This window comes from Streptomyces sp. NPDC018693 (assembly GCF_044391385.1).
In the GTDB taxonomy this organism is placed as follows: Bacteria; Actinomycetota; Actinomycetes; order Streptomycetales; family Streptomycetaceae; genus Streptomyces.
The window spans coordinates 300,651-327,296 of sequence record NZ_JBIRZZ010000003.1; the positions used below are offsets into that span (position 1 = coordinate 300,651).

The window sequence follows — 26,646 nt, forward strand, 5'->3', positions numbered from 1 at the left end:
CTGCTCCGGCTCCCGCCGGCCGTGGGTGCCCCGCGCCCGCAGCCATGCCGCCGTCTCCTCCGGCGGCATGGCGGGAGCGATGAGCCCGCCCAGCCGTTCCACCACGTTCGCGGGATCGTCGGCCGTGGCCGTGCGCTCCGTCGCCCAGATCCGGCCCAGCTTGGGCAGCCGGTCGCGCAGCCGCCGCGACCGCTTGTGCCAGGCCCTCAGCGCCTGGCAGGGGCAGCACGTTCATCCTGTCGCAGTCGCAGTCGCAGTCGCAGTCGCGGTCGCAGTCGCAGTCGCAGTCGCTCACGTCCACGTGAGTGTGACCACATCACATCTTTCGGGGAGCGGGGGCCGGGGTGCGCAACCATGCGCACCGCCCCCGCGTCCGTACACCAGTACGGGGCTCGTGTGCGGAGAGGGGTGGCGGTGATCGGAGGGACGGTACGGCGGCGGGCGGCGCTCGGCGGGGCCGTACTGCTCGTGTCCATGCTGCTGGCCCTCGCCCTGCCGGGCAGGGCCGAGGCGGCGGGCGCCCCCTGCCCGGGCCGCCACGCGCGGACGCTGTCCTTCTCCACCGGCTCGGTCTACGTCTTCAAGCGCAACGGCTCCGTCTGCGCCGTGACCTACGCCAAGTGGCCCGGCGTGCAGCGCAGGATGACGGTGAGCGTGCAGGCGCGCGGCCACCGTCCCGTACGGCGTGAGGTGCGCTCGCCGCTGAGCGCCGGCCCGGTCACCGTGCGCGCGGGACAGCGGTGCGTGTGGGTGCGCGGCTCGGTCGGGAGCGGGTCGGTCAGTTCCGGCTGGATCTTGTGCTGACAAGCCTGACCCCCCTGCCCGGATATGCCCTGAATGCGCGTCAACTTCCCCTGGTGTGAAGGCAGTTGCTCCGATAGCTTCCGGCGGACATCTGTCTCACGCACATCTGTCTCACAAGGAGGGTGCACGCGCATGCGCAAGGCGCTCAGATGGCTGCTGGCGCTCACCGTGCTCATAGGCACGCTGAGCACGGCGGGGGCGGCCACCGCCGCCGAGCCACAGCCGGCGGACATCAAGGAACGGCTCCTGTCGATACCGGGCATGAGCCTGGTCGAGGAGAAGCCGTACCCCGGCTACCGCTACTTCGTCCTCACCTACACCCAGCCCGTGGACCACCGGAACCCGGCCGCGGGCAGCTTCCAGCAGCGCCTCACCGTGCTGCACAGGGACGTCAGCCGCCCCACCGTCTTCTTCACCAGCGGCTACCACGTCTCCACCACGCCGCGCCGCAGCGAGCCGACCCAGATCGTCGACGGCAACCAGGTCTCCCTGGAGTACCGCTTCTTCACCCCGTCCCGCCCCGACCCGGCCGACTGGTCCAAGCTGGACATCTGGCAGGCGGCGAGCGACCAGCACCGTGTCTTCAAGGCGCTCAAGCCGGTCTACTCCCAGAACTGGATCTCCACGGGCGGCTCGAAGGGCGGCATGACCGCCACCTACTACGAGCGCTTCTACCCCCGTGACATGGACGGCGTCGTCGCCTACGTCGCCCCCAACGACGTGTGGAACAAGGAGGACTCGGCCTACGACCGCTTCTTCGCCACCGTCGGCACCAAGGAGTGCCGCGACCGGCTGAACGCCGTCCAGCGCGAGGCCCTCGTACGCCGCGAGCCGCTGGAGAAGAAGTACGCGCAGTACGCGGCGGCGGAAGGCTTCACCTTCAACACCATCGGCAGCCTCGACCGCGCCTACGAGGCCGTCGTCCTCGACTACGTCTGGGGCTTCTGGCAGTACAGCCTGCTCTCGGACTGCGACTCGATCCCGGCGAACGCCGCGAGCGCCACCGACGACGAGATCTGGAACTCCGTCGACGAGATCTCCGGCTTCTCCTTCTACACCGACCAGGGCCTCGCCCCGTACACGCCGTACTACTACCAGGCGGGCACCCAGCTCGGCGCCCCCACCATCCGCTTCCCGCACATCGAGAACAAGCACATCCGCTACGGCTACCAGCCTCCGCGCAACTTTGTGCCCCGCGACATCCCCATGACCTTCCAGCCGTGGGCGATGTGGGACATCGACACCTGGGTGCGTGACAACGCCCGCCAGATGCTCTTCGTCTACGGCGAGAACGACCCCTGGGGCGCCGAACCCTTCCACCTCGGCAAGGGCGCCCGCGACTCCTACGTCTTCACCGCCCCCGGCCTGAACCACGGCGCCAACGTCGCCGGCCTGGTACCCGACGAGAGGGCCCTGGCCACGGCCAGGATCCTGGACTGGGCGGGCGTCTCCTCCACCGCCGTCCAGCGCGCCAAGCCGCTGGCGACCTTCGACGCGAAGCTGGACGTCCGCGACGTGGAGCGCGAGCCCGCGCTGCGGCCGTAGCGCCGCCGCCCGCGGTGGCTCACACCGGCCGGGCGCAGCCCACCGGGTCGCCGCCGCCGAGCTGGACATAGAGGGCCGTGGACGCCGGGCAGTGTGCCCGGGTGTCCACGGCCCTCACCACCTTGTACTGCGGCGGCCGCTCGCCCGAGCCGTCGCAGGCCGTCTCCCGGACCTGACCGTCGCCCAGCCCGTACACGCAGTCGCCGACGATGGTGCGCGGTCCGCCTCCGCCGCCCGGGTCGCCGGGGTGCGGGGGCCGGAGGTTGCGCATGCAGGCGTAGCCCTGCGGGACGGTGCCGTCGCCGTCCTCGTCGGAGGACGACGTCTGTTCGGTGATGTGGAGGACGAAGTCGGTGGTCGCCGGGCACGGTGGGCCGTCGGACGGCTTGCCGGGGTGCCGGGCGACGACCCGGGCCGCCGCCCGCTCACTCGCACACGACACCTCGGTGTAGGTGTGCGTCGTCCCGGAGGAGCCGCAGTCGCCGACGCCGAGGAAGACGGCACCGAAGCCGGAGGAGGCGGGGGCGGCGGAGCTCTCCGCCGAGGGGCGGTCGCACCCGGCGAGGAAGAGCACCAGGGCGGCGAGGACGGACGTTGCCCGGGGGCGGCCAGGTCTGTCCCGCATCGCGCACCCCCATAGTCCCGCATACCCCCGCATGTCACACTCCAGCGTGGCGGGTGGTGCCGTGGGTGCGCCAGCGGCGCGGAGGGCCATTGCGCGTGGTGCGGGTCGCACAACCGGCGTGGGGTGCGGCCCTCGTACGCCGCTGACAGGCAGCTAGTACGACAGGCCGTGCCCGATCGGATACAGCACCCGGTCCGGGTCGTCCGCCCGGACCACCGGCACCGGCAGTCTGCCGCGCGGCGCCGCCGATCCGGCGATCACCCGTGCGGCGGCCCGCAGTTCGACGTCGGTCCAGGAGCAGGAGGCCAAGTACGCCTTGACGTCGGGGAGCTGGGCGATGTCGTACGGGTTGCGCAGGGCGATGGCCACCACCGGGCGGCCGGTGGTGAGGAGGTGCTCCACCAGCGTCCGCTGCGGGCTGCCGGCGGTGACGTTGTACGTGCCGACGATCACCGCGTCCGCCTCGCCGGCCGCCGCGACCGCGTGCTCGATGGTGGTGGCGGAGGGGCTGGTGCCGGTGGGCAGGGCGGTCGCGGTGAAGCCCAGTTCGGTGAGGGCGGTGGCGAGGACGGTGGTGGGTGGGCCGGTGGTGCCCGAGGGGGAGGCCGGGTCGGCGCCCACGACGAGCAGCCGGGGCCGGGTGCGCGGGGACAGCGGCAGCAGCGCGCCCTCGTTGACCAGCAGGGTCGTGGTCCGCTCGGCGATCCGGTCGGCGGTGGCGAGATGGGCCGGGGCACCGACCATGTGGTCGACACCGGCTCGGTCGGGGTACGGCTCGTCGAGCAGTCCGAGGCGCTGTTTCAGGCGCAGGATCCGCAGGACGGACTCGTCGAGCCGTGCCTCGGCCAACTCCCCGTCCTGTACGGCGGTGAGGACGGCGTTCCACGCGACGTCCAGTCTGGGCGGGTTGAGGAGCTGGTCGACGCCCGCCTTCAGGGCGAGGACGGGGACGCGGTCGTCGCCGTACTTCGTGCGTACTCCCGCCATGCCGAGCGCGTCGGTGACCACGACCCCGTCGTAGCCGAGGTGTTCGCGCAGCAGGCCGGTGACGATGCGGCGGGAGAGGGTGGCCGGGTCGCCGGAGTCGTCGAGGGAGGGGATCAGGATGTGGGCCGTCATGATCGCGTCGACACCGGCCGCGATCGCCGCCCGGAACGGCACCGCGTCCCGTTCCTCCCACTGCTCGCGGCTGTGGGTGATGACGGGGAAGCCGTAGTGGCTGTCGACGGCCGTGTCGCCGTGTCCCGGGAAGTGCTTGGCGGTCGCCGCCACCCCGGACGACTGGTAGCCGCGGACCTCGGCGGCGACCAGCTCGGCCACGGCCTGCGGGTCGGCGCCGAAGGAGCGCACGCCGATGACCGGGTTCGCCGGGTTGACGTTGACATCGGCCACGGGGGAGTAGTCCTGCCGTACGCCCATCGCGCGCAGCTCACGGCCCGCGAGGCGCCCCAGCGTGTGGGCGTCGCCGCGTGAGCCGCCCGCCCCGATCGCCATCGCGCCCGGGAAGAGGGTGGCCGGTCTGCCGATGCGGCAGACGATGCCGTGCTCCTGGTCGGTGGAGATCAGCACCGGCAGTCCGCGCGGTCGGGCGAGCGAGGCGCGCTGGATGCCGGACGACAGGTCCGCGATCTGGCGCGGGGCGCGGGTGTTGTGTGCCCAGGTGAAGTAGACGATCCCGCCGAGGTGGTAGCGGGCGATGAGCTCGGCGGCCGTGCGCACGCCCAGTTCCCTGAGGTTGGCGTCGGCGTCGGCCGGGTCGGGGGCGGTCGCGCAGTGGCCGTACACGTGGGAGACGAAGACCTGGCCGACCTTCTCCTCGGTCGTCATCCGGGAGACCAGCCGCCGCAGTCCGCCGTCGTCGCGTGCCTGCGCGGAACCGCCGACGCCGAGGGCCGCGGTGAGCCCGGCGCCGGCGGTGAGGAGAGTACGTCTGGAGGGCACCTGCGCTCCTTCCGGAGGATCCACTGAGGGAACTGGGGGACATGGTGCCCGGCGAGGGGCCGCCATCGGCGCATTGGAGGGGGGCGCGCCGATGGCGGCGGGCCGCCGGCCGCGGTGCGGCGGAGAGGGTGGTCAGCTATCGCAGCCAGCAGCGAGGGCCGACACCGCGCCGCGGAGACTCTCCGGCGGTTGTGGCGGTTGGACGAGCGGCGCGGGGGATGGGTTCCCGGCAGGGGGTGGTTCGCGGGAAGTCGGGAGAGGAGGGACGGGAGTGACAGAGCGGCCCCTGGGCGGATGCGCCCAGGGGCCGGTCGTCCGTTGTTGCGTCAGCCCAGCTGCTTCACATTGCCCCAGGTGCCCGTCCGCAGCCGTGTCGAGGTGCCCAGGGAGGTGGCGCCGCCCTTGAACAGCAGCAGGTCTCCGGCGCTGTTGGTCGCCCAGACGTCGGGGATGCCGTCACCGGTGACATCGGGACTGCCGTAGAGCAGCGGGTAGTCGGCCGTGGTCATGTAGCCGGAGGCGTAGGCGTTGTCGCCGTCCAGGCTCGACGTGGCCAGTCCGAGGCTCTTCACATCCGTGTGGCCGGACGCGTCGAGCTTGCCCTTGCGGAGCCAGATGTTGCCCGCGGCCGTGCGGTACGTCAGGTCGGCGGCGCCGTCGTTGTTGTAGTCGGCGATCGCCACGAAGTCCCGGGTGTCCCAGGCCGACGACGTCATCTTGGTCGCGGTCTCGAAGTAGCCGCCGCTGTAACCGCTGAACACCCACAGCTCCGCGCCCCCGGCACCGCCGGCCACGAACAGCTCGGGCTGTCCGTCCCCCGTGATGTCGCCCGCCGACTTGATCTCCGAGAAGGTCGCGGGGGATGGCGCTCCGGCCGGCAGCCGGACCTCCACCCTGCGGGTCACGTCGATCGCCCCGTAGCCGTCGCCGGGGTAGATGAACAGGCGGCCGTCGGGGGTGCGGACCACCCAGTCCGAGATGCCGTCCGCAGGGGCGAAGTCCCCGTTGTGGGTGACCAGGGCGTAGGTGCCGGCGCCGTCCCAGATGTGGGGCGCCGTGCCCTTGTCCTTGATCAGGGTGCCCTTGTTGTGGGCGCCGAAGCTGCTGGACAGCGTGCAGGCTGGGGAGCCGGTACGAGCCGGTCTCGCCGTTGGCGATGGAGCGGAAGTACGACGTCTTGGTGTTGGGCCAGTCGTTGTCCTTGCCGAACTCGAACTCCAGCTTGGACAGGACGCCGTCCGGGTCGGTTCCCCTGGCCGACATGTACAGCTCGCTGGTCTTTGCGACGTGTCCGTCTCCAGCGCGGTCGCGGACGTCGTCGGCGCCGAGGTGGAGGTGGAGGTGACCATGCCGATGCGGCAGCACCGCCACCACCGTCCAGGTCTCGGAGACCTGCTCAACCTGACCGTGGACACCGCCGACCTCCAGGCGGTCTCCGCCCAGCCAGCCGGCACGTCCACCGCCGCGGCCACCGACAGCGGCAGTGTGAGCCCGGCCGTCTGGCGGGGCTCCACCCAGCAGTCGGCGGTCCAGCAGGTCGCCTCCGGTGACGGCGGCGACCTCCTCGTCGGCATCTCCCACGACGCCGGCTCCGGGGGCGACTTCGGCGCGTCCCCGCTGGTCTCCGTCGGCTCCTGGTCCCAGGGCGGCTCCAACGGCGCCTTCGCCTACTCGTACACGATGGCCGCCCCGCAGGTCCCGGCCGGCCCCACCCCGAACGTCACCCTCAGCTACAACTCGCAGTCCTCGGACGGCCGTACGTCCGCCACGAACAACCAGGTCTCCTGGATCGGCGAGGGCTGGGACTACCTCCCACGAATCGGAGGTTCAGGGTCTGCTGGCGGATGCCTTCGCCAAGGCCCGGCGGGATGGGAATCAGCCGGGCTGCTGACGACGTACTCGCAAGGGGCAGCGTGGTGGCGAGCCGGTGTGCGACGGTCCTGCTGGTCGGTGGAGTGGCACTGACCTCGCCGGCGCCCCGCCCGGAGGTCGGCGGCGGTCCGACCTGACGTTCATACCGTGGACAGCCTCGCCCCGGAGGCCGTCGGCACGGGATCATGAGGGGCATGCCCCGCGTCGACATCCCCGGTTCCAAGTCCATCACCGCCCGCGCCCTGTTCCTCGCGGCCGCCGCCGACGGTGTCACCACCCTCGTGCGGCCGCTGCGTTCGGACGACACGGAGGGCTTCGCCGAGGGGCTGACCCGCCTCGGCTACCGCGTCGGCCGCACCCCGGACAGCTGGCAGATCGACGGCCGCCCGGACGGCCCGGCGGTGGCCGAGGCGGACGTGTACTGCCGGGACGGCGCGACCACGGCCCGCTTCCTGCCCGCGCTGGTCTCCGCCGCCGGCCGGGGCACGTACCGCTTCGACGCCTCCGCGCAGATGCGCCGCCGCCCCCTCCTCCCGCTCACCCGCGCCCTGCGCGACCTCGGCGTCGACCTGCGGCACGAGGAGGCGGAGGGCCACCATCCGCTGACGGTGCGCGCGGCGGGCGTCGAGGGCGGCGAGGTCACCCTCGACGCCGGCCAGTCCTCCCAGTACCTGACTGCCCTGCTCCTGCTGGGCCCGCTGACCCGGCACGGCCTGCGGATCCGGGTCACCGACCTGGTCTCCGTGCCGTACGTGGAGATCACCATCGCGATGATGCGGGCCTTCGGGGTGGAGGTGGAGCGCGAGGGCGACGTCTTCGTCGTCCCGCCCGGCGGCTACCGCGCCACGACCTACCCGATCGAGCCCGACGCGTCCACGGCGAGCTACTTCTTCGCTGCCGCCGCCGTCACCCCCGGCGCCCGGGTCACCGTCGAGGGCCTCGGGCAGGGCGCCCTCCAGGGCGACCTCGGCTTCGTCGACGTACTGCGCCGCATGGGCGCGAAGGTGGACATCGGCCCGGACGCGACGACCGTCGAGGGCACCGGCGAACTCCGCGGCGTCACCGTCAACATGCGGGACATCTCCGACACCATGCCGACCCTCGCCGGCATCGCCCCCTACGCCACCGGCCCGGTGCGCATCGAGGACGTCGCCAACACGCGCGTGAAGGAGTGCGACCGCCTGGAGGCGTGCGCGGAGAACCTCCGGCGGCTGGGCGTGCCCGTGGCCACCGGCCCCGACTGGATCGAGATCCACCCGGGCACCCCCGCCCCCGACACCCAGATCACTACCCACGGCGACCACCGCATCGTCATGTCCTTCGCCGTGACGGGCCTGCGCACACCCGGAATCTCGTTCGACGACCCCGGCTGCGTCCGCAAGACGTTCCCCGATTTCCACGAGGCGTTCGCACGGCTGCGAGAGGACATCACGGGATGAGTTTCACGCTGGAGGGTCCGGTCCTGGAGGGCACGCTGGTTCGCCTGGAACCGCTGACCCACCGGCACGCGGCCGACCTTGCGGTGGCGGCGGAGCAGGACCGGGGGACGTACGGCTTCACCTGGGTGCCAAGGGCCGGTGAGGTCGGCGCGTACATCGACCTGCAATCGGCCAGAGCGGTGGCAGGCCGGGTCGCTCCGTACGCGCAGGTCTCCCTGGCCACCGGCCGCGCGGTCGGTACGACGGCGTACTGCGAGCCGCGCTCCTGGCGCTCCGACGACCGCCTCGACGCCGTCGACATCGGCCACACCTGGCTCGCCGCCCCGGCCCAGGGCACGGGCGTGAACGCCGAGGCCAAGTACCTCCTCCTCCGCCATGCCTTCGAGGCGTGGCAGGTCGCCCGGGTCGACCTCAGGACCGACGCCCGCAACACTCGCTCCCGCGCGGCCATAGAACGCCTCGGCGCCCACTTCGAGGGCGTCCTCCGCAACTGCCAGACCTCCAAGGTGCCGGGCGAGGAGGGCCGCCTGCGCGACTCGGCGATCTTCTCCATCACGGCGGAGGAATGGCCGCAGAGGAAGGCGGAGCTGGCGGAGAGGGTGGCGAGCCACGCGGCCAGGACGACGACCGCGTGACGCCGGGTCCCGGGGTGATGGCGGCAGGGATTGGAGCGAATGGTGCACCCGGCGCCCGCTCCACCAGGCCCTTTGCGCCGCCCAGGTGGAACATTCGCTCCAGTCACCACCGTCACCTGGCGGCTGCCGCCACCCGGAGTTCCTCCCGGACCGCGGTCAGAACCGGGTCCGTCTCCGAGCCCGCTCGTACGGCCACGAAGACGTTCCGGGAGGGCGGCTCACCGGCGGCCGGGCGCAGGACGAGGTCGCGGTGGGCGTAGGCGGAGTGGACCAGGCGGGGGATCAGGGCGACGCCCTGGCCGGACTCGACCAGGGCGGCCAGGGCCGACCAGTCGTTCACGGCGTGCCGGATGTCGGGGGTGAAACCGGCCGCCGCGCACACCGAGCGGGCCACCGCACCGCAGCAGCTGCGCGCCGCGCCCACGATCCAGGGCTCCGCCGCCAGCTCGCGCAGCTCGACGTGGTCGCGGTCCGCGAGCCGGTGTCCGGCGGGCAGCGCGATGTCCAGGACGTCCGTGAGGAGGTCCTCGCGGCTGTAGCGGCGGTCGGTGTGCGGGGGAGCGGCGGCGAAGTCGACGGCCACCGCCACGTCCACCTGCCCGCCGTCCAGCGCGGTGAACAGGTCCGGCGGCTCCGCCTCCACCACGTCCACCCGCAGCCGGGGCAGCCGCTCACGCAGGGCGCGCAGGGCGGGCGGGAGCAACCCGAGGATGCCGCTGGAGAAGCCGCCGATCGTCACCGCGCCCCGCCCGCCCTCTCCGTACGCCGCCAGGTCGGCCCGGGCCCGCTCCAGCTGGGCGGCGATGACATCGGCGTGGTCCAGCAGCACCCGCGCCTGCCCGGTCAGCCGTACGCCCCGCCCGTCCCGTTCGGTGAGCGGGACCCCCAACTCCCGGGCCAGCGCCGACAGTTGCTGGGAGACCGCCGAGGGGGTCAGGTGCAGCGCCTCGGCGGTACGGGCCAGACTCCCGCGCCGCTGCAGCTCCCGCAGGACGGTGAGGCGCCGTAGATCGATGGTGAAGGCAGGGCTTAAGGGATCCATCGGAAAAGTTTAACTGGACCGGAATCCCGGCGGCCAGGAATCATCGGAGCCATGACACCCTCCTCGACCCCCTCTTCAACCTCCTTCCTCATCCTCCACGGCTGGCAGAACCACCGCCCCGAACCCCACTGGCAGCACTGGCTCGCCGACCGCCTCACCGACCACGGCCACCCGGTGACATACCCGCAACTCCCGGATCCGGACGACCCCGACCTGGAGACCTGGCTCACCGAGCTCCGCCGCCACCTCGCCGCACTCGGCGCCCGCGGCGGTGAGGAGCGGGTCGTCGTGGCGCACAGCCTGTCCGTCGTCCTGTGGCTGCACGCGGTGGCGCGGGAACTGCCCGGCCTCGGCGGCATCGACCGCGTCCTGCTGGTCGCCCCGCCCTCCCCCTCCGTGCTCGCCCGCCACCCGGAGGTGGCCGGCTTCGCCCCGCCCCCGCCGGCCGGCCTGCGCCTGCCGACCCCGACCCGCCTGGTGGCCGGCGACGACGACCCGTACTGCCCGGAAGGCGCCCAGACCGTCTACGGCGATCCCCTCGCCCTCACCGCGGAGATCGTCCCCGGCGCCGCCCACCTGGACCTGGACGCGGGGTACGGCCCCTGGCCGTCGGTGCTGGAGTGGTGCCTGGACGGAGAGGCGAAGTTCCGGGCCCGGACCTAGAGGGTGCCCAGCACCCGGTAGGTCACGTGGGTGACCAGGCTCGCCGGCCGTGACCTCACCTGCTCCAGCGCCAGCGGCGGGACACCCTCGAACAGCCGCGTGCCGGCGCCGAGCGTGAGCGGCACGATGTCCAGCCGCAGCTCGTCGATCAGGCCGGCGGCGAGGTACTGGTTGATGGTGGTCGCGCCGCCCATGATCGCGACATCGCCGTCACCGGCCGCCGCGCGTGCCTGGTCCAGTGCCGACTCGATTCCCTCGGTGACGAAGTGGAACGTGGTGCCGCCGGCCATCGGCTGTGGCTCGCGCGCGTGGTGGGTGAGCACGAACACCGGCGCGTGGTACGGCGGTTCGTCGCCCCACCAGCCGTTCCACTGTCGGTCCCACTCGCCGCGCACCGGGCCGAACATGTTGCGGCCCATGATGAATGCCTTGGCGGCGAGCATCCGCTCGATCTCGGCCTTGTTCTCCTCGGGGGTCTCGGAGAACCAGGCGTGCAGCCTGCTGCCCCAGCCGTCGCCCCCGTCGTCGCCGAACGGGCGTTCCTCGGTCTGGTTGAGCCCGGCCGAGTACCCGTCGGCCGAGATCGTGATGCCGCAGATCACCTTGCCGGTTCGCTCGGCCATGGCTCTCTCCTCCTCGCAGCGAGTCGACCGCCTCGGATGTGGTCAGGCCGCCTCGTTGAGCAGCCGCCCCAGATGCTCCCGCCCCCCGCCCAGCAGCCCGGGCAGCGGCTCGGCGGCCTCGTACCACCGCTTCTCGTGCTCCCAGCACAGCCAGCCGTCCCAGCCGTGCCGGGAGAGCACCTCCACGCACTCGGCGAGCGGCAGCACCCCCGAGCCCAGCGGCAGCGGGGTCGTGTCGTCGGCCGAGGCGATGTCCTTGACCTGGACGTATCCGAGGTACGGCGCCAGCGCCAGGTAGCTGTCCACCGGCTGCTCGCCGCCCAGCCAGGTGTGCATCACGTCCCACAGCGCACCCACCTGCCGATGCCCGACCAGGCCGAGCACCCGGGTCGCGGCGGCCCCGGTGCGATGCGAGTCGTGGGTCTCCAGCAGGATCCGTACGCCGATATCGCCGGCGTACTCGGCGGCGCTCGCCAGCCGGCGCGCGGCGACCGCGTCGGCCTCGGCGTCGGACTGCTCCGCACCGCCTCCGGGAAAGACGCGGACGAAGGGAGCGCCGAGGTCACGGGCGAGATCGAGCAGCTCCCGGATCTCGCCGACCACGGCCTCGTCATCCCCCGGCGCGGCCACCCGCGCATATCCGGCGACCCCCAGCACCTTGACCCCGGCCGCCTTGAACTGCGCGGCCACCTGGGCCCGTTCGCCCGGACCGAGCCCGGGATGGACCGGCTCCTCGGGATGGGCCCGCAGCTCGACACCGTGATATCCGTGCGCGGTCGCGAGCCGCAGTACCTCGGGGAGGGGAAGACCGGGAACACCGAGAGTGGAGAAGGCGAGCTTCATGGAAGGGACCCTACTGTCCGGAACGGGGAGCGGCGCTACACCTAGGCGGCAGCGCGGTAGACGCACACCTCGGCCCCGGTCTTCGCGGAGGTCGCGGACACCAGCTCGAAGCCCCGCTTGCCTCCGTCCTCCGGGAAGATCGACTTGCCGCCGCCCAGTAGGACTGGCATCCGCATCAGCACCAGCTCGTCGACGATCCCCGCGCTGATCAGGCTCCGTACCAGGCTCGGGCTCCCCATGACCACCAGGTCCCCGCCGTCGGAGTCGCGCAGCTCACGCACCCGCGCGATGGCCTCGCCGCCGGGCAGGAGCACGCTGTTGTCCCAGCTCAGGTCGCTCTCCGCGAGGCTGCTGGACACGACGTACTTGCGGATGGAGTTCATCCGGTCCGCGAAGGGGTCGCCCGCGCGCTCCGGCCAGGCCGCCGCCATGTTCTGCCAGGTCCGCCGCCCGAACAGCAGCGCCTCCGCCTTCCCCAGCGCCGCGTCGAACGCCCCGCCCACGACCTCCGGGTCGAAGTACGCCCCCGTCCACCCACCGTGCGCGAACCCACCCTCGGTGTCCTCCTGCGGCCCGCCCGGCGCCTGCACGACACCGTCGAGGCTGATGAAGGAGGTGACGACGATACCCATGGGATCCACTCCGGTTTCTCTTCGGTCTTGATCGGTCGTTCAGCAGTACAGACCGGAACGCCGAAGAAAACTCATCGGCAACCGGCCCACCGATTCCCGACACCGACCGCCGCCTCCCGGCGCGGGGCGGTCTGGGTGAGGCTGTCGGGTTCCGGCGTGGTTGGCTCTCGGGTGGACCTCGGGTTCCGGCATGGGTCGGTTCCGGGATGGATCGTGGCAGTTCCGGCGCGGGTCCGTCCTGGGGCGGGCCGCGTCCCGGCGCGGGTCAGCCCTGAGGTAGGCCGTCGCCTCTCCGTCGGGGTCCCCCGACGCCGCCTGTGGCCTTTTCACCCGGGTCAGCCCTGAGGCGCACCGTCCTCTCCCGGCGCGGGCCGGTTTCGGCTTGGGCTAGTCGGGTCCCGGCGCGGGTCGGCCCTTGGGTGGACGGTGCTCTCCCTGGCGCGGGCCGGCTTGTGGTGGGTTGTCGGGTCCCGGTGCGGGTCAGTCCCGACGCCGCCTGTCGCGTCCCGGCGCGGGTCAGCCCCGACGCGGCCCGACCCCTCCCCCGCGCGGGTCGGCCCCGACACCGCCCGACCCTCCCAGTCTCGGTCAGCCCCGGGTCAGCCCCGGTCAGCCCCGACACCGCTTTCGCCTCCCCGCCCGGGTCACCCCCGAGGCACCCCAGAAGAACCCCGCACCATCAGCTCCCCCCGGATCGTCGCGATGCCGCCGGGCGGCGGCTCCTCCCGCCCCATCGCGATGCGCCCGGCCCGGGCCCCCGCTTCGGCGAGCGGCAGCCTCACCGTCGTAAGAGAAGGCACCGCGTCGATGCTGAAGGGAAGGTCGTCGAAGCCGGCCACCGACACGTCCTCCGGGATCCGCAGCCCGGACTCACGCAGGGCGGCGCACGCGCCGAGCGCGACGGAGTCGTTCGCGGCGACCACGGCCGTCAGTGAGGCGTCCCGCCGCAGCAGCTCCAGCGTGGCCTCGTAGCCAGCCCGCCGGTCGTAGGGCCCGTGCACGGTCCACCGGGGGTCCTCCTCGATCCCGGCCGCCGCCAGCGCCTCACGGTGCCCCTCCAGCCGGTGCCGGGTGGTCGTCCGCTCCTCGGGACCCGCGATGTACCCGAGCCGGCGATGCCCGAGCCCGATCAGATGCTCGGTGAGCGCGCGTCCCCCGCCCCGGTTGTCGAAGGTCAGCGCGACCGCGTCCGTGTCCTGCGCCGGCGGACGCCCGCACAGCACGATCCTGGTCCCGGCCGCCCTGAGCTTGCGCAGCTTCGAGGCCACGGCCGCCGCGTGCGGCTCGTCCTCCACGGCCCCGCCCGTCAGCACCACGGCCGCCGCCCGCTGCCGCTGCAGCAGGGTCAGGTAGGTCAGCTCCCGCTCGGGCGAGCCCCCCGTGTTGCACACCACGGCCAGCCGCTCGCCGCCCGCCCGGCCGCCCGGCCCGCCGATCTCCGACTGGATCGCGCTCGCCATGATCCCGAAGAAGGGGTCGGCGATGTCGTTGACCAGGATGCCCACCAGGTCGGACGTCGCGGCGGCCAGTGCGCTCGCCGGGCCGTTGAGCACGTAGTCCAGCTCGTCCACCGCGCGCAGCACCCGCTCGCGCGTGGACGCGGCCACGGGGTAGTTGCCGTTCAGTACGCGCGACACCGTCGCGGGGGAGACCTGGGCGCGGGCCGCCACGTCCGCCAGGGTCACCGTCATCTCGTCGTCCTCCGGTCGCGCAATCTCGTCCACCTCGTCGTGCACCGTCGTGCATCGCCGCACTTGGCCGTACTTGGCCATACTTGGCCGCACTTGGCCGTACTTCGTCGTACGACGGCGTACTTCCTCGTACGCCCTCGTAGACAGCCCCGCCAGGGGCACGGTTCCGGCGTCTTCCGGACCGTCTCCGGGCCGTCTTCCGGACAGTCTCCCGGAGCCTCTTCCGGGCGTGTCGACCAGACCCTAAGCCCCCGCGCCCCCGTTGTTCGCCCCCTCGAACAACTCGACCCCGTCACGGTCTTGTCGCGACCACTGCACAGAGGCTAGCTTTTATCGCATAGAAAGCGCTTGCTGTGACGCTCGCCAGTGAGATGGGAGGGGCGTACGCGGCGCCGCTCCCGCGTACGAAAGGACCTGTACGACGTGACACGCAAGACGGTGCGTATCGCCATGAACGGCGTAACCGGACGGATGGGTTACCGCCAGCACCTCGTCCGCTCCATCCTGGCCCTCCGCGAACAGGGCGGACTCGACCTCGGCGACGGCACCGTGCTGTGGCCGGAGCCGATCCTGGTGGGCCGCCGCGAGCACGCCCTGAAGGCGCTCGCCGAGAAGCACGACATCGAGCACGTCTCGACCGACCTGGACGCGGTCCTCGCCGACGACACGGTCGACATCTACTTCGACGCCCAGGTGACCTCCGCCCGCGAGGAGGCGCTCAAGAAGGCGATCGCCGCGGGCAAGCACATCTACACGGAGAAGCCGACCGCCACCGGCCTGGACGGCGCCCTGGAGCTGGCCCGCCTCGCCCACGAGAAGGGCATCAAGCACGGCGTCGTCCAGGACAAGCTCTTCCTCCCCGGCCTGCTCAAGCTGAAGCGCCTCATCGACGGCGGCTTCTTCGGCCGCATCCTCTCGGTGCGTGGCGAGTTCGGCTACTGGGTCTTCGAAGGCGACTGGCAGGAGGCCCAGCGCCCCTCCTGGAACTACCGTTCCGAGGACGGCGGCGGCATCGTCGTCGACATGTTCCCGCACTGGGAGTACGTCCTCCACGAGCTGTTCGGCCGGGTGAAGTCCGTCCAGGCCCTCACTGCCACCCACATCCCGCAGCGCTGGGACGAGCACGGCAAGCCCTACGACGCCACCGCCGACGACGCGGCCTACGGCGTGTTCGAGCTCGACGGCGGCGCCATCGCCCAGATCAACTCCTCCTGGGCGGTCCGCGTCAACCGCGACGAGCTCGTCGAGTTCCAGGTGGACGGCACGGAGGGCTCGGCCGTCGCCGGCCTGCGCAACTGCCGCGTGCAGCACCGCAGCGCCACCCCCAAGCCGGTCTGGAACCCGGACATCCCCGTCACCGAGGTCTTCCGCGACCAGTGGCAGGAGGTCCCCGACAACGCCGTCTTCGACAACGGCTTCAAGGCCCAGTGGGAGCTCTTCCTCAAGCACGTCTACGCCGACGCCCCGTACCACTGGGACCTGCTGGCCGGCGCCCGCGGCGTCCAGCTCGCCGAGCTGGGCCTGAAGTCCTCGGCGGAGGGCCGCCGTATCGACGTACCGGAGATCTCGCTGTGACCATCCAACTACCCGACTCCACCGGGGCGTTGAGGACGTACGAGCCCCGCACGGAGCCCCTTGCGCCGGCCCCCGGCACCCCCTTCACCTCCCGTACGGTCTTCTCGGCGGCGCACGTCGTCGCCGACCCGTTCGCCGATGTGAGCCCCGACTCTCCCGCCGCCGTCGACTGGGACGCCACCCTCGCCTTCCGCCGCCACCTGTGGTCCCACGGGCTCGGCGTCGCCGAGGCCATGGACACCGCCCAGCGCGGCATGGGCCTGGACTGGGCGGGCGCGGCGGAACTGATCCGCCGGTCCGCCGCCGAGGCGCGCGCGGTCGGCGGCCGTATCGCCTGCGGCGTCGGCACCGACCAGATCGCGTCCGGCACCCTCGCCGACGTCCGCGCGGCCTACGAGGAGCAGCTCGCGGTCGTCGAGGAGTCCGGCGCCCAGGCCATTCTGATGGCCTCCCGCGCCCTGTGCGCCGCCGCGTCCGGCCCCGAGGACTACCTGGAGGTCTACGGCCACCTGCTCCGCCAGGCGTCCGAGCCGGTGGTCCTGCACTGGCTGGGCCCGATGTTCGACCCGGCGCTGGAGGGCTACTGGGGCTCGTCCGACCTCGACGCGGCCACCGACACCTTCCTGGAGGTCATCGCCGCGCACCCGGACAAGGTCGACGGCATCAAGGTCTCCCTCCTCGACGCCCAGCGCGAGATCGACCTGCGCCGCAGGCTCCCCCACGGGGTCCGCTGCTACACCGGCGACGACTTCAACTACCCCGAGCTGATCGCGGGCGACGAGAAGGGCTTCAGCCACGCCCTGCTCGGCATCTTCGACCCGCTGGGCCCGCTGGCGGCGCAGGCGGTACGGGTCCTCGACACGGGAGACACGGACGGTTTCCGCGCCCTCCTCGACCCCACCGTCGAACTCTCCCGCCACCTCTTCCAGGCCCCGACCCGCTTCTACAAGACGGGCGTCGTCTTCCTGGCCTGGCTGGCCGGCCACCAGTCCCACTTCACGATGGTCGGGGGCCTGCAGTCGGCCCGCTCCCTCCCGCACTTCGCCCGCGCCTACGAACTCGCCGACGGCCTCGGCCTGTTCCCGGACCCGAAGCTGGCGGAGGAGCGCATGAGGAACCTGCTGGCGCTGTACGGGGTGACCCAGTGACCGGACTCGAACGCTTCAGCATCAACCAGATGACCGTGAAGCAGCTCGGCATGCGGGAACTGGTCGACACCTGCCTGGAGCTGGGCGTCCCCGGCGTCGGCCTGTGGCGCGAACCGGTCCAGTCCTACGGCGTCGAGGCGACCGCCAAGCTGGTCCGCGACGCGGGCCTGACGGTCACCACCCTGTGCCGGGGCGGCTTCTTCACGGCGATCGACCCGGACGAGCGCGCGAAGGCCCTCGACGACAACCGCCGCGCGGTCGACGAGGCCGCGGCCCTCGGCACGGACGTCCTGGTCCTGGTCTCCGGCGGCCTCCCCGCCGGCTCCAAGGACCTGCACGGCGCGCGGGAGCGCATCGCGGACGCGCTGGGCGAACTGGGCCCGTACGCCGAGCAGCACGGCGTGAAGCTGGCCATCGAGCCCCTCCACCCGATGTACGCCGCCGACCGCTGCGTGGTGTCGACGTTGGCCCAGGCCCTGGACCTCGCGGAACGCTTCCCCGCGCACCAGGTGGGCGTCACGGTGGACACGTACCACATCTGGTGGGACGACAACGCCCCCGCCCAGATCGCCCGCGCGGGCGCGACCGGCCGCATCCACACCTTCCAACTCGCCGACTGGACGACCCCGTTGCCCGAGGGCGTCCTCACCGGCCGCGGCCAGATCGGCGACGGCTCGATCGACATGCGCGAATGGCTCGGCCACGTCGAGGCGGCCGGCTACACCGGCGCCATCGAGGTCGAACTGTTCAACGACGGCCTGTGGGCCCGGGACGGCCGGGAGGTACTGGCGGAGACGGCGGAGAGATTCGTGACGCACGTGGCCGCCTGACGCGAGTCCGGGGGCATGCCGGATGCGGCCGGCATGCCCCCTTGCTCCCCTGCCCCTTGCCCCTCGGCCCGGACTGTGGACCGCGTTGTCGGGGGAGGGATGATGGCCGCGTGTCGGATGGGGAGGGTGATCGAGGTGCGCGATACGACCGTTGACGTGCGCCGCGCCGCCCGAACACTCCCCGCCGACCCGCAGGCCGCCGCCGAACTCCGCTCCTGGAGCGAGCGGCCGGACACCACCGTCGACCTGTGCGGCCTCGACGTCACGGGAGCCGACCTCAGCGAGGCCGACCTCGCCCTGGGTCTCTTCTGCGGAAGCATCCTGACCGGCGTCCCCCTGACCGGCGCCTGCCTGTGCCGAGCCCACTTGGAGGAGGCGAACCTCGACGGCGCCGATCTGACCCACTCCTGCCTGGCCAAGGCCGTACTGGACGGCGCGTCGCTCCGAAACGCCACACTGGACGGCGCCAACCTGGGCCGCGCCGACCTCGTCGACGTCGACGCCCGCTCAGCCTCCCTCCGCGCCGCCCGCCTCACCGGCGCCACGCTCATCGACGCCCACCTCGAATCCGCCGACCTGACCGGTGCGACGGTCCAGGAGACCTCCTTCAAGGTGACCCTCGACGACAGGACGCTCGTGACCGGCCTGACCGGCACCCTCTACGGCCCCGCCCGCATCGCGACCAACGGCCGCACCCCCCCGCGAGCTGACAGGCCCCGCCCTAGAAGGCTGGCTGAACGACCGAGGCGCATCGATCCGGGTCCTCGCGGGGTCCTTCGAAGGGTGACTGGAGCGAACGTCTCGGCCGTTGGCCCCGTGGACGCCGATTTTCCGGGAGGCGGGGTGGAACATTCGCTCCAATCGGCGCGGAGCCTCGCCGCGCGCCTCAGGACAGCGGCGAGCCGTCCTTGAGGGCTGTGACGAACGTTGACCAGGCGGTTGCGGAGAAGAGCACCGCCGGGCCGGTGGGGGTCTTGCTGTCGCGGACGGGTGCGGTGGCGTGGCCGCGGGCTGTTTCGAGGCAGTCACTCTGGCCGCCGCCGCTGTAGCTGGACTTGTACCAACCCGTGAGCGTGGACGAGTCAGAAACCGTGTGCTCACTGCTGACCATGTGCGTGTTCCTCCGCTGCGGCCCTGACGAAGGCCAGTGACTCCTGCTGCGACAACGCGTCGCTCAGCGCGAGACGGTACGCCGACTGACTCTCCTCCACCAGCGCCGCATCGCGCATCAAGTTGCCGGTGAGGAATCCCTCGACATAGGCCACGGAGGCAGAGTCCTCGAAACTCATCAGAGTGAGACAACTCTGTTGAAGCGCGTGGGCCCCAGCGCTGTAGGGCAGCACATGCAGCCGCAGGCGGCCGGCTGAGGCCATATCGGCGATCTTGCGCAGTTGTTCTGCCATCACCCGAGGGCCGCCGACGGGGCGTCGGAGCACGGACTCGTCGAGGAGCGTCCAGATGACAGGGTTCAACGGCCCATCCAGAAGTTGGGCACGCCCTGTACGAATGACAACTTCTCTGTCAAGTTCCTCTGTCGTGTAGTTGGGCCGGTATGCCCTGAATACGGCCCGCGCGTAGGCGGGGGTCTGGAGCAGGCCGGGAACCAGGGTGATGGCGAACTGCTGGATCAGCGTCGCTCGCCGCTCCAACTCCGCCACGGCCGCGAAGTAGGAGGCCCACTTCGACTTTAGTTCCTGCAGCCAGCGGGCGAAGAAATCGCCCGTGGCCAGCGCCTGATCGATCCGCTCGGCGTCGTCGAGGCGGGGCAGCCGCCTTCCTGCCTCGAAGTGACTGATCAGAGTGGGCGAGCTGTTCACCCGAAGACCCAGTTCCGTCTGGGTGAGCTTGGCCGCCTTCCGGCGCAGCCTCAACTCCTCTCCGAACTTCTCCCGTGCAGTGCGAGGCGTACGATCTTCGCTCATGCCGCCAACCCCCCTTCTTGACGATTGCGATGTCAAGTCCTCACCCCTAGAAGCGTAGTCGCCGACGACCCCACTCTGTGAGTGATTCGCAACAGTCCGCAGTCGCCGCAGGTGAGAAAGCAGGTCGCCATGCCCGCGCGCATCGCACGTCTCTTCCAGCCGCTTCGGAGATTCCTCTCCCCGACGCACACACACCGCCCCACGACACCGTCGCCGCCCCCTGATGTCCGCGGCATCGGAATGGGCTCCCTGTTCTTCCCGCGAGAGGACAGCAACAGGTGAGCGACGAAGCCCTCCACGAATCCGAATCCGCCCTGCGCCTACTGCCCTGGACCAACCCCGACGGCAAACCCTGCTACCTGAGCACCGACGGCACGGGCCCCATCGCACGCCTCGCCGACGAAATGGAGGCCGTCCAGCTCAGCATGGCGGTCGAACTCCTCGGCCACGCCGACGCGCTCCTCAGCGAACCCCGCGCGACCGCGGCGGAGCTGCGCTACCTCACCCGGCGGCTCTGTGACTGTCTGCGCGACGTCAAGCGCGTCGCGGAGAGCAGGGGGGCGCGTGTCCCGCAGCGGGAGTGAGCCGTCGCGCTCCGGAGCCGGAGAAAAACTTCGGGAATCCTGCAACCCTCCCCACCTCGACCGTGTCGTAGTTGGCGTCAGGACTTCTGGAGGGGGATCCGGGGGGATCGCGGGGGTTCTGGCAGGAGGGGGACAACCCGAGGGGCCCGGTCGATGGATCGGGCCCCTCGATGCGGTTCAGGGAGTCGGTTCAGGGAGTCAGAAGAAGACTCCGCACGTCAGCAGTACATTCGCGTACGGCCGCGCCTCCCCGGTCCGGACGACCAGCCGCGCCCCCGCCGACAGCTCCTTCAACCGCTCATGCGGAACGAGCGTCAGCTCGGCGGGGAAGCGCCCGGTCAGCAGGTCGGCCGCCCCGGGGTTCGCCGCCCGGATCTCCGTCGCCGCCACCGCCCCCTCCACGACCAACTCGTCGAGCAGCCCGTCCAGCACCTCCGCGAAGGACGGCACCCCGGCCCGGAAGGCGAGGTCGACCACGCGCGGCCCGTCCGGTATCGGCATGCCCGCGTCGCAGATCAGCACCCCGTGCCCGTGCCCCAACTCGGCGAGTGCGCCGGACAGATGGCGATGGAGAATCCCCGCCTTCTTCATAGCGCCGCCACCTCCTCCGCCGTGGGGAAGGACTCCTGCGCCCCGGCCCGGGTCACCGCGACCGCCCCGACCCGGGCCGCGTACGCCGCCGCCTCGGTCAGGGACGCGCCCGCGCCCAGCCGCCAGGCCAACGCCGCCGTGAAGGAGTCCCCGGCGCCGGTCGTGTCGACCGCGTCGACCTTCACGGGGTCCACCCGCAGCACGCCCTCAGCGGAGGCGACCAACGCGCCCTCCGCCCCCAGCGTCACGACCACCGACCGCGGCCCCTTCGCCAGCAGCAGCCGAGCCCAGTCCTCCGGCCCGGACGCCACGTCGTACGACTCCTCGCCGAGGATCACCTTCGCCTCGTGCTCGTTGACGATCAGCGGGTCGCAGGCCGCCAGCACCTCGGAGGGCACAGCGCGCGGCGGCGAGGGGTTCAGTACGAAACGGCTCCCGGGCGCCAGGCGGCGCACCACCTCCACCACCGTCTCCAGCGGAATCTCCAGCTGCGCGGACACCACCCGCGAGGCATGGAACAGACTCCCCGCCGCCCGGACGTCCTCCGGCGTCAGCCGGCCGTTCGCGCCCGGGGAGACCACGATGCTGTTGTCCCCGGACGGGTCGACGGTGATCAGCGCGACGCCCGTCGGCGCCCCGCCCACCAGCACACCCACCGTGTCGACCCCGGCCGCCCGCTGCGAGTCCAGCAGCAGCCGCCCGTGCGCGTCGTCGCCGACGCGGGCCAGCAGCGCCGTACGGGCGCCGAGGCGGGCCGCCGCGACGGCCTGGTTGGCGCCCTTGCCGCCCGGGTGGACCGTCAGGTCGGAGCCGAGGACCGTCTCCCCGGCGCCGGGCCGCCGCTCGACACCGATCACGAGGTCGGCGTTGGCCGACCCTACGACCAGCAGGTCGTAGTCGTACATCACACAACTCCCCAATCACACGCGGGCGGACGGCCGCAGGCGGGCGGACAGTCACCCGACCGCCCGCCCGCTCACCGACCGTCAGCCGCCGAACCCGGCCACGTTCTCCTTCGTGACCACCTTCACGGGCACCTTCACCATCTCCTCGACCTTCTTGCCCTGCAGGGCGCGCAGCGCGTTGTCCACGGCGATCCGGCCCAGCTCGGACGGCTGCTGGGCCACCGACGCGTACAGCGTGCCCTGTTCAACGGCCTGGAGGCCGTCCGGAGTTCCGTCGAAGCCGACGACATGGACGGACCTGCCGGCCTTCGAGCCCAGGGCCTTGATCGCGCCGAGCGCCATCTCGTCGTTGGCGGCGATGACGCCCTGGACGTCGGGGTGCGCCTGGAGCAGGTTCGACATCACGTCGAGGCCCTTGGTGCGGTCGAAGTCGGCCGGCTGCTGGGCCACCACCTGGATGCCGGGGAACGCCTTCAGCCCCTTGGCGAAACCTTCCGCCCGCTCCCGGGCCGCCGAGGTGCCGGGCTGGCCCTGGAGGATCACGATCTTGCCGGTGCCGCCCAGCTTCTCGGCGATCGTCTTCGCCGCCAGCTCGCCACCGGCCACGTTGTCCGACGCGACCAGAGCGTCGAGCGACGCCTTGTTCACACCGCGGTCGACCGCGATCACCGGGATCCTCGCCTTGTCGGCCGCCCGCACCGCGGGGCCCGCCGCGTCCGAGTCCACCGGGTTGACGATGATCGCCCCGAAGCCGGAACTCGTGAAGTTCTGCAGCTGGTTGGCCTGCTGCGAGGCGTCGTTCTGCGCGTCGGTGACGGTCAGGTCCACGCCCAGCTTCTTCGCCTCGGCCTGTGCGCCGGAGCGGATCTGCACGAAGAACGGGTTGTTCAGCGTCGACAGGGACAGACCGATCTTCGGGTTCGCCGCCGAGGAGCTGCCGCTGTGCAGGAAGGAGGTCGCGCCGACGATCGCCACCGTCACCACGGCCGCGAGCGCGTACGTCGCCGCCTGCTTGCCCCCGCCGCCACCGGCACTCACCGCCGGAGCCTGGGCCCCCGCCTTGCGCCGCACCGTGTCCAGCAGCACCGCCAGCGCGATGACCACACCGATGACGACCTGCTGCCAGAAGGCGGACACCGACAGCAGGTTCAGGCCGTTGCGCAGCACCGCCAGGATCAGCGCGCCGATCAGCGTCCCGGACGCCTTGCCGGTGCCGCCCGCGAGCGAGGCGCCGCCGATGACGACGGCCGCGATCGCGTCGAGTTCGTAGCCGTCGGCGGCCTGCGGCTGCGCGGAGGACAGCCGGGCGGCGAGTACGACGCCCGCGGCGGCCGCGAACACGCTGGACAGGGCGTAGATGGCGAGCTTCTGCTTCTTCACCCGCAGGCCGGACAGCCGCGCGGCCTCCTCGTTGCCGCCGATGGCGTACATCGAGCGGCCGATGTACGTCCGGCCGAGGACGAAGGCCGCGACGAGCCCCATGACGACCATGACCAGCACCGGCACCGGCAGCCAGCCGCCCAGCGTGTCACCGAGGTGCGAGACCGAGTCGGGGAAGGCGATCGGAGAGCCCTCGGAGATCACCAGCGCCAGACCGCGGCCCACCGACAGCATCGCGAGCGTCGCGATGAACGGCGGCAGTTTGCCGTACGCGATGAGGAAACCGTTCACCAGGCCGCAGGCGACACCGGTGACCACCGCCAGTACGACGGACAGCGCGACCGGCACGCCCTGCTGGGTCGCGCTCCAGGCGAGGACGGTCGCCGAGAGCGCCGCCACCGAGCCCACCGACAGGTCGATGCCCGCCGAGACGATCACGAAGGTCACGCCGAAGGCGAGGATGGCGGTCACGGCCGCCTGGACGCCGACGTTGAGGAGGTTGTCCGTCGTCAGGAAGTCGCCCGACAGCGCCGACATGGCGATGACGAGGACGATCAGCGCGGTGAGCGCGCCGTTGTCGAGCAGCAGCCGGCGGACCGCCGCCGCGCCGCCACCGGCGCCCGTCGTGCTCTTGAGCGTGTCAGCGGCCACGGCGGGCCTCCAGTTCAGTAGAAGAAGTGCTGACGGCCAGGGACATGACCGCGTCCTGCGTGGCCTCGTCGGCGGACAGCTCGCCCGCGATCCGGCCCTGCGCCATCACCAGCACCCGGTCGCTCATGCCGAGCACCTCGGGCAGATCGCTGGAGATCATCAGGACGGCCGCGCCCTGCGCGGTGAGCTCGTTGATGAGCTGGTAGATCTCCACCTTGGCGCCGACGTCGATGCCGCGCGTCGGCTCGTCGAGGATGAGCACCTTGGTGTCGGCGAGCAGCCACTTGCCGATGACGACCTTCTGCTGGTTGCCGCCGGACAACGTCCGTACGTGCTGGCCGAGTCCGGCCATGCGCACACCCAGCTGCTTCGCGATCCGTTCGGCGGCCTCGTGCTGTCCCCTCAGGTCGACGAGCCCCGCGCGCGTGGCGGCGCGCATCGTGACCAGACCGAGGTTCTGCTCGACCGTCTGGTCGAGGACGAGCCCCTGGCCCTTGCGGTCCTCGGGGACGAGGCCGATGCCCGCGGTCATCGCCGCGTTGACGTCGTGCCGGGGGACCGGGGCGCCGGAGACCCTGACGGCCCCCTTGTCGTAGGGGTCGGCCCCGAAGACGGCCCGTACGACCTCGGTACGACCCGCCCCGACGAGCCCCGCGATGCCGACGACCTCACCGGCGTGCACCTCGAAGCTGACGTCGTGGAAGACACCGTCGCGCGTCAGCCCCTCGACGGACAGCAGGGCGGCCCCCGTATCGGCGCGCTCACGCGGGTACTGCTGCTCGATCGACCGGCCCACCATGAGCCGTACGAGCTCGTCCTCGGGCGTGGACGCGGGCACCTGGCCGACACTTCTGCCGTCGCGGATGACGGTGACGCGGTCGCCGAGGGCGGCGATCTCCTCCAGGTGGTGCGTGATGAAGACGATGCCCACGCCGTCCTCACGCAGCCTGCGCACGATCGCGAAGAGCTTCTCGACCTCCTCGGAGGTCAGTACGGCGGTCGGCTCGTCCATGATGAGCACGCGCGCGTTCAGGCTGAGCGCCTTGGCGATCTCGACCATCTGCAGGCGCGCGATGCCGAGTTCGCGCACCCGCGCGCGGGGCGACACGTTCACCCCGACCCGCTCCAGCAGGACGGCGGCGTCGGCCTCCATCCGCGTCCGGTCGATCATGCCGAGGCGGCGCGGCTGCCGGCCCAGGACGATGTTCTCGGCGACCGTCAGATCGGGCACCAGGTTGAACTCCTGGTAGATGGTGGCGATCCCGAGGCGCTCGGAGTCCTGTGCGCTGTGGATGCGCACCTCCTGGCCTCCGGCCAGGATCCGCCCGGCGTCGGGGCGGTAGGCGCCGGAGAGCATCTTGATCAGGGTGCTCTTGCCCGCGCCGTTCTCACCGAGGAGGACGTGCACCTCGCCCCGGCGCAGATCGAAGTCCACGCCGTCGAGCGCGACCACGCCCGGGAAGGTCTTCCGTATGCCCTCGATGCGCAGCAACTCGTCCGGGTTGCTCACGACTGGCTCCTTTGAACGGGGGACTGCACAGCGGGGGCCTGTGCAGAGGTCGGCTCGGGGTGAGCCGGTTCGCCGCACGAGCGGCGTACGACGAGACGGGCGGGGAGGGTGACGGACCGGGGGGTCCGTCCCTCGATGCGGTCGACGAGCGCCCGCACGGCAGCCCGCCCCAGTTCGTCCGTCGGCTGGGCGATCGCGGTGATCGGCGGGTCGGTGTGCACGAACCACCGGATGTCGTCGAACGCGGCCAGCGCGATGTCGTCGGGCACGCGCAGCCCACGCGCGCGTACGGCGTCCAGCGCGCCCAGCGCCATCAGGTTGTCGGCGGCGAACACGACCTCGGGCGGCTCGGGCAGGTCGAGGAACCCGTCGGTGACCCGGCGTCCGCTCTCGGCCTGGAAGTCGCCCTGCCCGATGTAGGCGTCGGGGAGGGGCAGCCCGTGCTCGGCGAGCGCGGCGCGGAACGCCTCGACGCGCTCACTGCCGGTGGTGGTGGCCGCCGGTCCGGCGATGATCGCCAGCCGGCGGTGCCCGAGCCCGTGCAGATGGGCGACGAGGTCGCGTACGGCCTCGCGGCCGTCGGCCCGCACCACCGGGACGTCCACGCCCGGGATCCACCGGTCGACGAACACCATCGGCGTGCCCGCGCGCGCGGCGTCCAGCATCAGCGGGGAGCCGCCGTCGGTGGGGGAGACCAGCAGGCCGTCGATCCGGCGGTCCAGCAGGTTCCGTACGTGGTGGTCCTGGAGGTCGGGCCGTTCGTCGGCGTTGCCGATGATCACGCTGTAGCCGAGCGCGCGGGCCTCCTCCTCCACCGAGCGGGCCAGCTCGGTGAAGTAGGGGTTCAGTACGTCGCTGATGACCAGCCCGAGGGTGTGGGTCTGGTCGGTGCGCAGCGACCGGGCGACGGCGTTCGGGCGGTAGCCCAGGGTCTGGACGGCGGCCAGCACGCGTGCGCGTGCGTCCTCGCTGACCGACGGATGGTCGTTCAGGACGCGTGAGACCGTCGCGACGGACACACCCGCCTCGGCGGCGACGTCCTTGATGCTCGCCATCGCCCGCTCCACCTCCTCGTGGGTCGTACGGAACACGTGGAATCGATTACATCCACGCGTAGGGAGGATTGGAATCGATTACACGCGGATGGGGCAAGCCCTCGATCGCATGCCGAAACCGGATCGTGATGAACTGCACC

The 26,646-nt window shown here is 71.8% G+C and carries 26 protein-coding genes; 11 read left to right on the forward strand and 15 right to left on the reverse strand.

Annotated elements, in window-relative coordinates; genetic code table 11:
• Positions 1-474 precede the first annotated feature (474 nt).
• Both ACH5AC_RS09745 and ACH5AC_RS09750 read left to right on the forward strand, forming a co-directional pair.
• Entirely contained in the window at positions 475-804 is a 330-nt protein-coding gene (locus ACH5AC_RS09745; protein ID WP_398861625.1) for a hypothetical protein, read from the forward strand.
• Between the two features lie 132 nt (positions 805-936).
• The gene (locus tag ACH5AC_RS09750; RefSeq protein ID WP_398861192.1) at positions 937-2,349 is read left to right on the forward strand and encodes a S28 family serine protease; all 1,413 of its coding nucleotides are present in this window, start codon (positions 937-939) and stop codon (positions 2,347-2,349) included.
• A gap of 19 nt (positions 2,350-2,368) precedes the next feature.
• On the opposite strand, the gene ACH5AC_RS09755 is transcribed toward ACH5AC_RS09750, so the two are convergent.
• The 3 genes from ACH5AC_RS09755 to ACH5AC_RS09765 all read right to left on the reverse strand — a co-directional run bounded on the left by ACH5AC_RS09755 (position 2,369) and on the right by ACH5AC_RS09765 (position 5,883).
• Complete coding sequence (locus tag ACH5AC_RS09755) at positions 2,369-2,974, reverse strand: hypothetical protein (protein ID WP_398861193.1); 606 nt, start codon at positions 2,972-2,974, stop codon at positions 2,369-2,371.
• 153 nt (positions 2,975-3,127) lie between these two features.
• Positions 3,128-4,915 carry a glycoside hydrolase family 3 protein gene (locus ACH5AC_RS09760; RefSeq protein ID WP_398861194.1) on the reverse strand — a complete coding sequence of 596 codons (1,788 nt, stop codon included), beginning with the start codon at positions 4,913-4,915 and terminating at the stop codon, positions 3,128-3,130.
• A 326-nt stretch (positions 4,916-5,241) separates the two neighbouring features.
• Complete coding sequence (locus tag ACH5AC_RS09765) at positions 5,242-5,883, reverse strand: FG-GAP repeat domain-containing protein (protein WP_398861195.1); 642 nt, start codon at positions 5,881-5,883, stop codon at positions 5,242-5,244.
• 319 nt (positions 5,884-6,202) lie between these two features.
• Here ACH5AC_RS09765 and ACH5AC_RS09770 point away from each other — a divergent pair, with 319 nt between their 5' ends.
• The 3 genes from ACH5AC_RS09770 (at position 6,203) to ACH5AC_RS09780 (ending at position 8,861) form a co-directional block, all read left to right on the forward strand.
• Positions 6,203-6,880 carry a hypothetical protein gene (locus tag ACH5AC_RS09770; protein ID WP_398861196.1) on the forward strand — a complete coding sequence of 226 codons (678 nt, stop codon included), beginning with the start codon at positions 6,203-6,205 and terminating at the stop codon, positions 6,878-6,880.
• Positions 6,881-6,981: 101 nt separating this feature from the next.
• Positions 6,982-8,226: a 3-phosphoshikimate 1-carboxyvinyltransferase gene (gene aroA / locus ACH5AC_RS09775; RefSeq protein ID WP_398861197.1), complete on the forward strand. Its 1,245-nt coding sequence runs from the start codon at positions 6,982-6,984 to the stop codon at positions 8,224-8,226.
• A complete protein-coding gene (locus tag ACH5AC_RS09780) occupies positions 8,223-8,861 on the forward strand; it encodes a GNAT family N-acetyltransferase (RefSeq protein WP_398861198.1) in 639 nt (212 codons plus the stop codon). The genes aroA and ACH5AC_RS09780 overlap by 4 nt, the downstream gene beginning before the upstream one ends.
• Before the next feature lie 112 nt (positions 8,862-8,973).
• On the opposite strand, the gene ACH5AC_RS09785 is transcribed toward ACH5AC_RS09780, so the two are convergent.
• Positions 8,974-9,903 (reverse strand): LysR family transcriptional regulator, encoded by a 930-nt coding sequence (locus ACH5AC_RS09785; RefSeq protein ID WP_398861199.1) that lies wholly within the window; start codon positions 9,901-9,903, stop codon positions 8,974-8,976.
• A gap of 51 nt (positions 9,904-9,954) precedes the next feature.
• On the opposite strand from ACH5AC_RS09785, the gene ACH5AC_RS09790 reads away from it, so the two are divergent.
• On the forward strand, positions 9,955-10,566 hold the full coding sequence (locus tag ACH5AC_RS09790; RefSeq protein WP_398861200.1) for an RBBP9/YdeN family alpha/beta hydrolase: 612 nt from the start codon (positions 9,955-9,957) through the stop codon (positions 10,564-10,566).
• On the opposite strand, the gene ACH5AC_RS09795 is transcribed toward ACH5AC_RS09790, so the two are convergent.
• The 4 genes from ACH5AC_RS09795 to ACH5AC_RS09810 form a co-directional block, all read right to left on the reverse strand.
• Complete coding sequence (locus ACH5AC_RS09795; protein WP_398861201.1) at positions 10,563-11,189, reverse strand: dihydrofolate reductase family protein; 627 nt, start codon at positions 11,187-11,189, stop codon at positions 10,563-10,565. The two genes, ACH5AC_RS09790 and ACH5AC_RS09795, sit on opposite strands and share 4 nt — an antisense overlap.
• 42 nt (positions 11,190-11,231) lie before the next feature.
• Positions 11,232-12,032, reverse strand: a complete 801-nt coding sequence (locus ACH5AC_RS09800; RefSeq protein ID WP_398861202.1) for a sugar phosphate isomerase/epimerase family protein — start codon at positions 12,030-12,032, stop codon at positions 11,232-11,234.
• 41 nt (positions 12,033-12,073) lie between these two features.
• A complete protein-coding gene (locus ACH5AC_RS09805) occupies positions 12,074-12,664 on the reverse strand; it encodes a dihydrofolate reductase family protein (protein ID WP_398861203.1) in 591 nt (196 codons plus the stop codon).
• A 644-nt stretch (positions 12,665-13,308) separates the two neighbouring features.
• Positions 13,309-14,355 carry a LacI family DNA-binding transcriptional regulator gene (locus tag ACH5AC_RS09810; RefSeq protein WP_398861626.1) on the reverse strand — a complete coding sequence of 349 codons (1,047 nt, stop codon included), beginning with the start codon at positions 14,353-14,355 and terminating at the stop codon, positions 13,309-13,311.
• A gap of 423 nt (positions 14,356-14,778) precedes the next feature.
• Between ACH5AC_RS09810 and ACH5AC_RS09815 the strand changes: the two genes are divergently transcribed.
• The 4 genes from ACH5AC_RS09815 (at position 14,779) to ACH5AC_RS09830 (ending at position 18,820) form a co-directional block, all read left to right on the forward strand.
• The gene (locus ACH5AC_RS09815) at positions 14,779-15,930 is read left to right on the forward strand and encodes a Gfo/Idh/MocA family protein (protein ID WP_398861204.1); all 1,152 of its coding nucleotides are present in this window, start codon (positions 14,779-14,781) and stop codon (positions 15,928-15,930) included.
• Positions 15,927-17,078, forward strand: coding sequence for a dihydrodipicolinate synthase family protein (locus ACH5AC_RS09820; RefSeq protein ID WP_398861205.1), 1,152 nt, complete (start codon positions 15,927-15,929; stop codon positions 17,076-17,078). The genes ACH5AC_RS09815 and ACH5AC_RS09820 overlap by 4 nt, the downstream gene beginning before the upstream one ends.
• Positions 17,079-17,107: 29 nt before the next feature.
• Positions 17,108-17,908: a sugar phosphate isomerase/epimerase family protein gene (locus tag ACH5AC_RS09825; RefSeq protein ID WP_398861627.1), complete on the forward strand. Its 801-nt coding sequence runs from the start codon at positions 17,108-17,110 to the stop codon at positions 17,906-17,908.
• Between the two features lie 135 nt (positions 17,909-18,043).
• On the forward strand, positions 18,044-18,820 hold the full coding sequence (locus ACH5AC_RS09830) for a pentapeptide repeat-containing protein (RefSeq protein ID WP_398861206.1): 777 nt from the start codon (positions 18,044-18,046) through the stop codon (positions 18,818-18,820).
• On the opposite strand, the gene ACH5AC_RS09835 is transcribed toward ACH5AC_RS09830, so the two are convergent.
• Entirely contained in the window at positions 18,795-19,019 is a 225-nt protein-coding gene (locus tag ACH5AC_RS09835; RefSeq protein ID WP_398861207.1) for a DUF397 domain-containing protein, read from the reverse strand. The two genes, ACH5AC_RS09830 and ACH5AC_RS09835, sit on opposite strands and share 26 nt — an antisense overlap.
• The gene (locus ACH5AC_RS09840) at positions 19,006-19,830 is read right to left on the reverse strand and encodes a Scr1 family TA system antitoxin-like transcriptional regulator (protein WP_398861208.1); all 825 of its coding nucleotides are present in this window, start codon (positions 19,828-19,830) and stop codon (positions 19,006-19,008) included. The genes ACH5AC_RS09835 and ACH5AC_RS09840 overlap by 14 nt, the downstream gene beginning before the upstream one ends.
• A 278-nt stretch (positions 19,831-20,108) precedes the next feature.
• On the opposite strand from ACH5AC_RS09840, the gene ACH5AC_RS09845 reads away from it, so the two are divergent.
• A complete protein-coding gene (locus ACH5AC_RS09845) occupies positions 20,109-20,414 on the forward strand; it encodes a hypothetical protein (RefSeq protein WP_398861209.1) in 306 nt (101 codons plus the stop codon).
• 198 nt (positions 20,415-20,612) lie between these two features.
• On the opposite strand, the gene rbsD is transcribed toward ACH5AC_RS09845, so the two are convergent.
• The 5 genes from rbsD to ACH5AC_RS09870 all read right to left on the reverse strand — a co-directional run bounded on the left by rbsD (position 20,613) and on the right by ACH5AC_RS09870 (position 26,506).
• Complete coding sequence (gene rbsD / locus ACH5AC_RS09850; RefSeq protein WP_398861210.1) at positions 20,613-21,005, reverse strand: D-ribose pyranase; 393 nt, start codon at positions 21,003-21,005, stop codon at positions 20,613-20,615.
• The gene (locus ACH5AC_RS09855) at positions 21,002-21,910 is read right to left on the reverse strand and encodes a ribokinase (protein ID WP_398861211.1); all 909 of its coding nucleotides are present in this window, start codon (positions 21,908-21,910) and stop codon (positions 21,002-21,004) included. Before ACH5AC_RS09855 ends, rbsD begins: the two co-directional genes overlap by 4 nt.
• Before the next feature lie 81 nt (positions 21,911-21,991).
• A complete protein-coding gene (locus ACH5AC_RS09860; protein ID WP_398861212.1) occupies positions 21,992-23,941 on the reverse strand; it encodes a substrate-binding domain-containing protein in 1,950 nt (649 codons plus the stop codon).
• Positions 23,931-25,451, reverse strand: a complete 1,521-nt coding sequence (locus tag ACH5AC_RS09865; protein WP_398861213.1) for a sugar ABC transporter ATP-binding protein — start codon at positions 25,449-25,451, stop codon at positions 23,931-23,933. Before ACH5AC_RS09865 ends, ACH5AC_RS09860 begins: the two co-directional genes overlap by 11 nt.
• Positions 25,448-26,506, reverse strand: coding sequence for a LacI family DNA-binding transcriptional regulator (locus ACH5AC_RS09870; protein WP_398861628.1), 1,059 nt, complete (start codon positions 26,504-26,506; stop codon positions 25,448-25,450). The genes ACH5AC_RS09865 and ACH5AC_RS09870 overlap by 4 nt, the downstream gene beginning before the upstream one ends.
• Between the last annotated feature and the right edge of the window lie 140 nt (positions 26,507-26,646).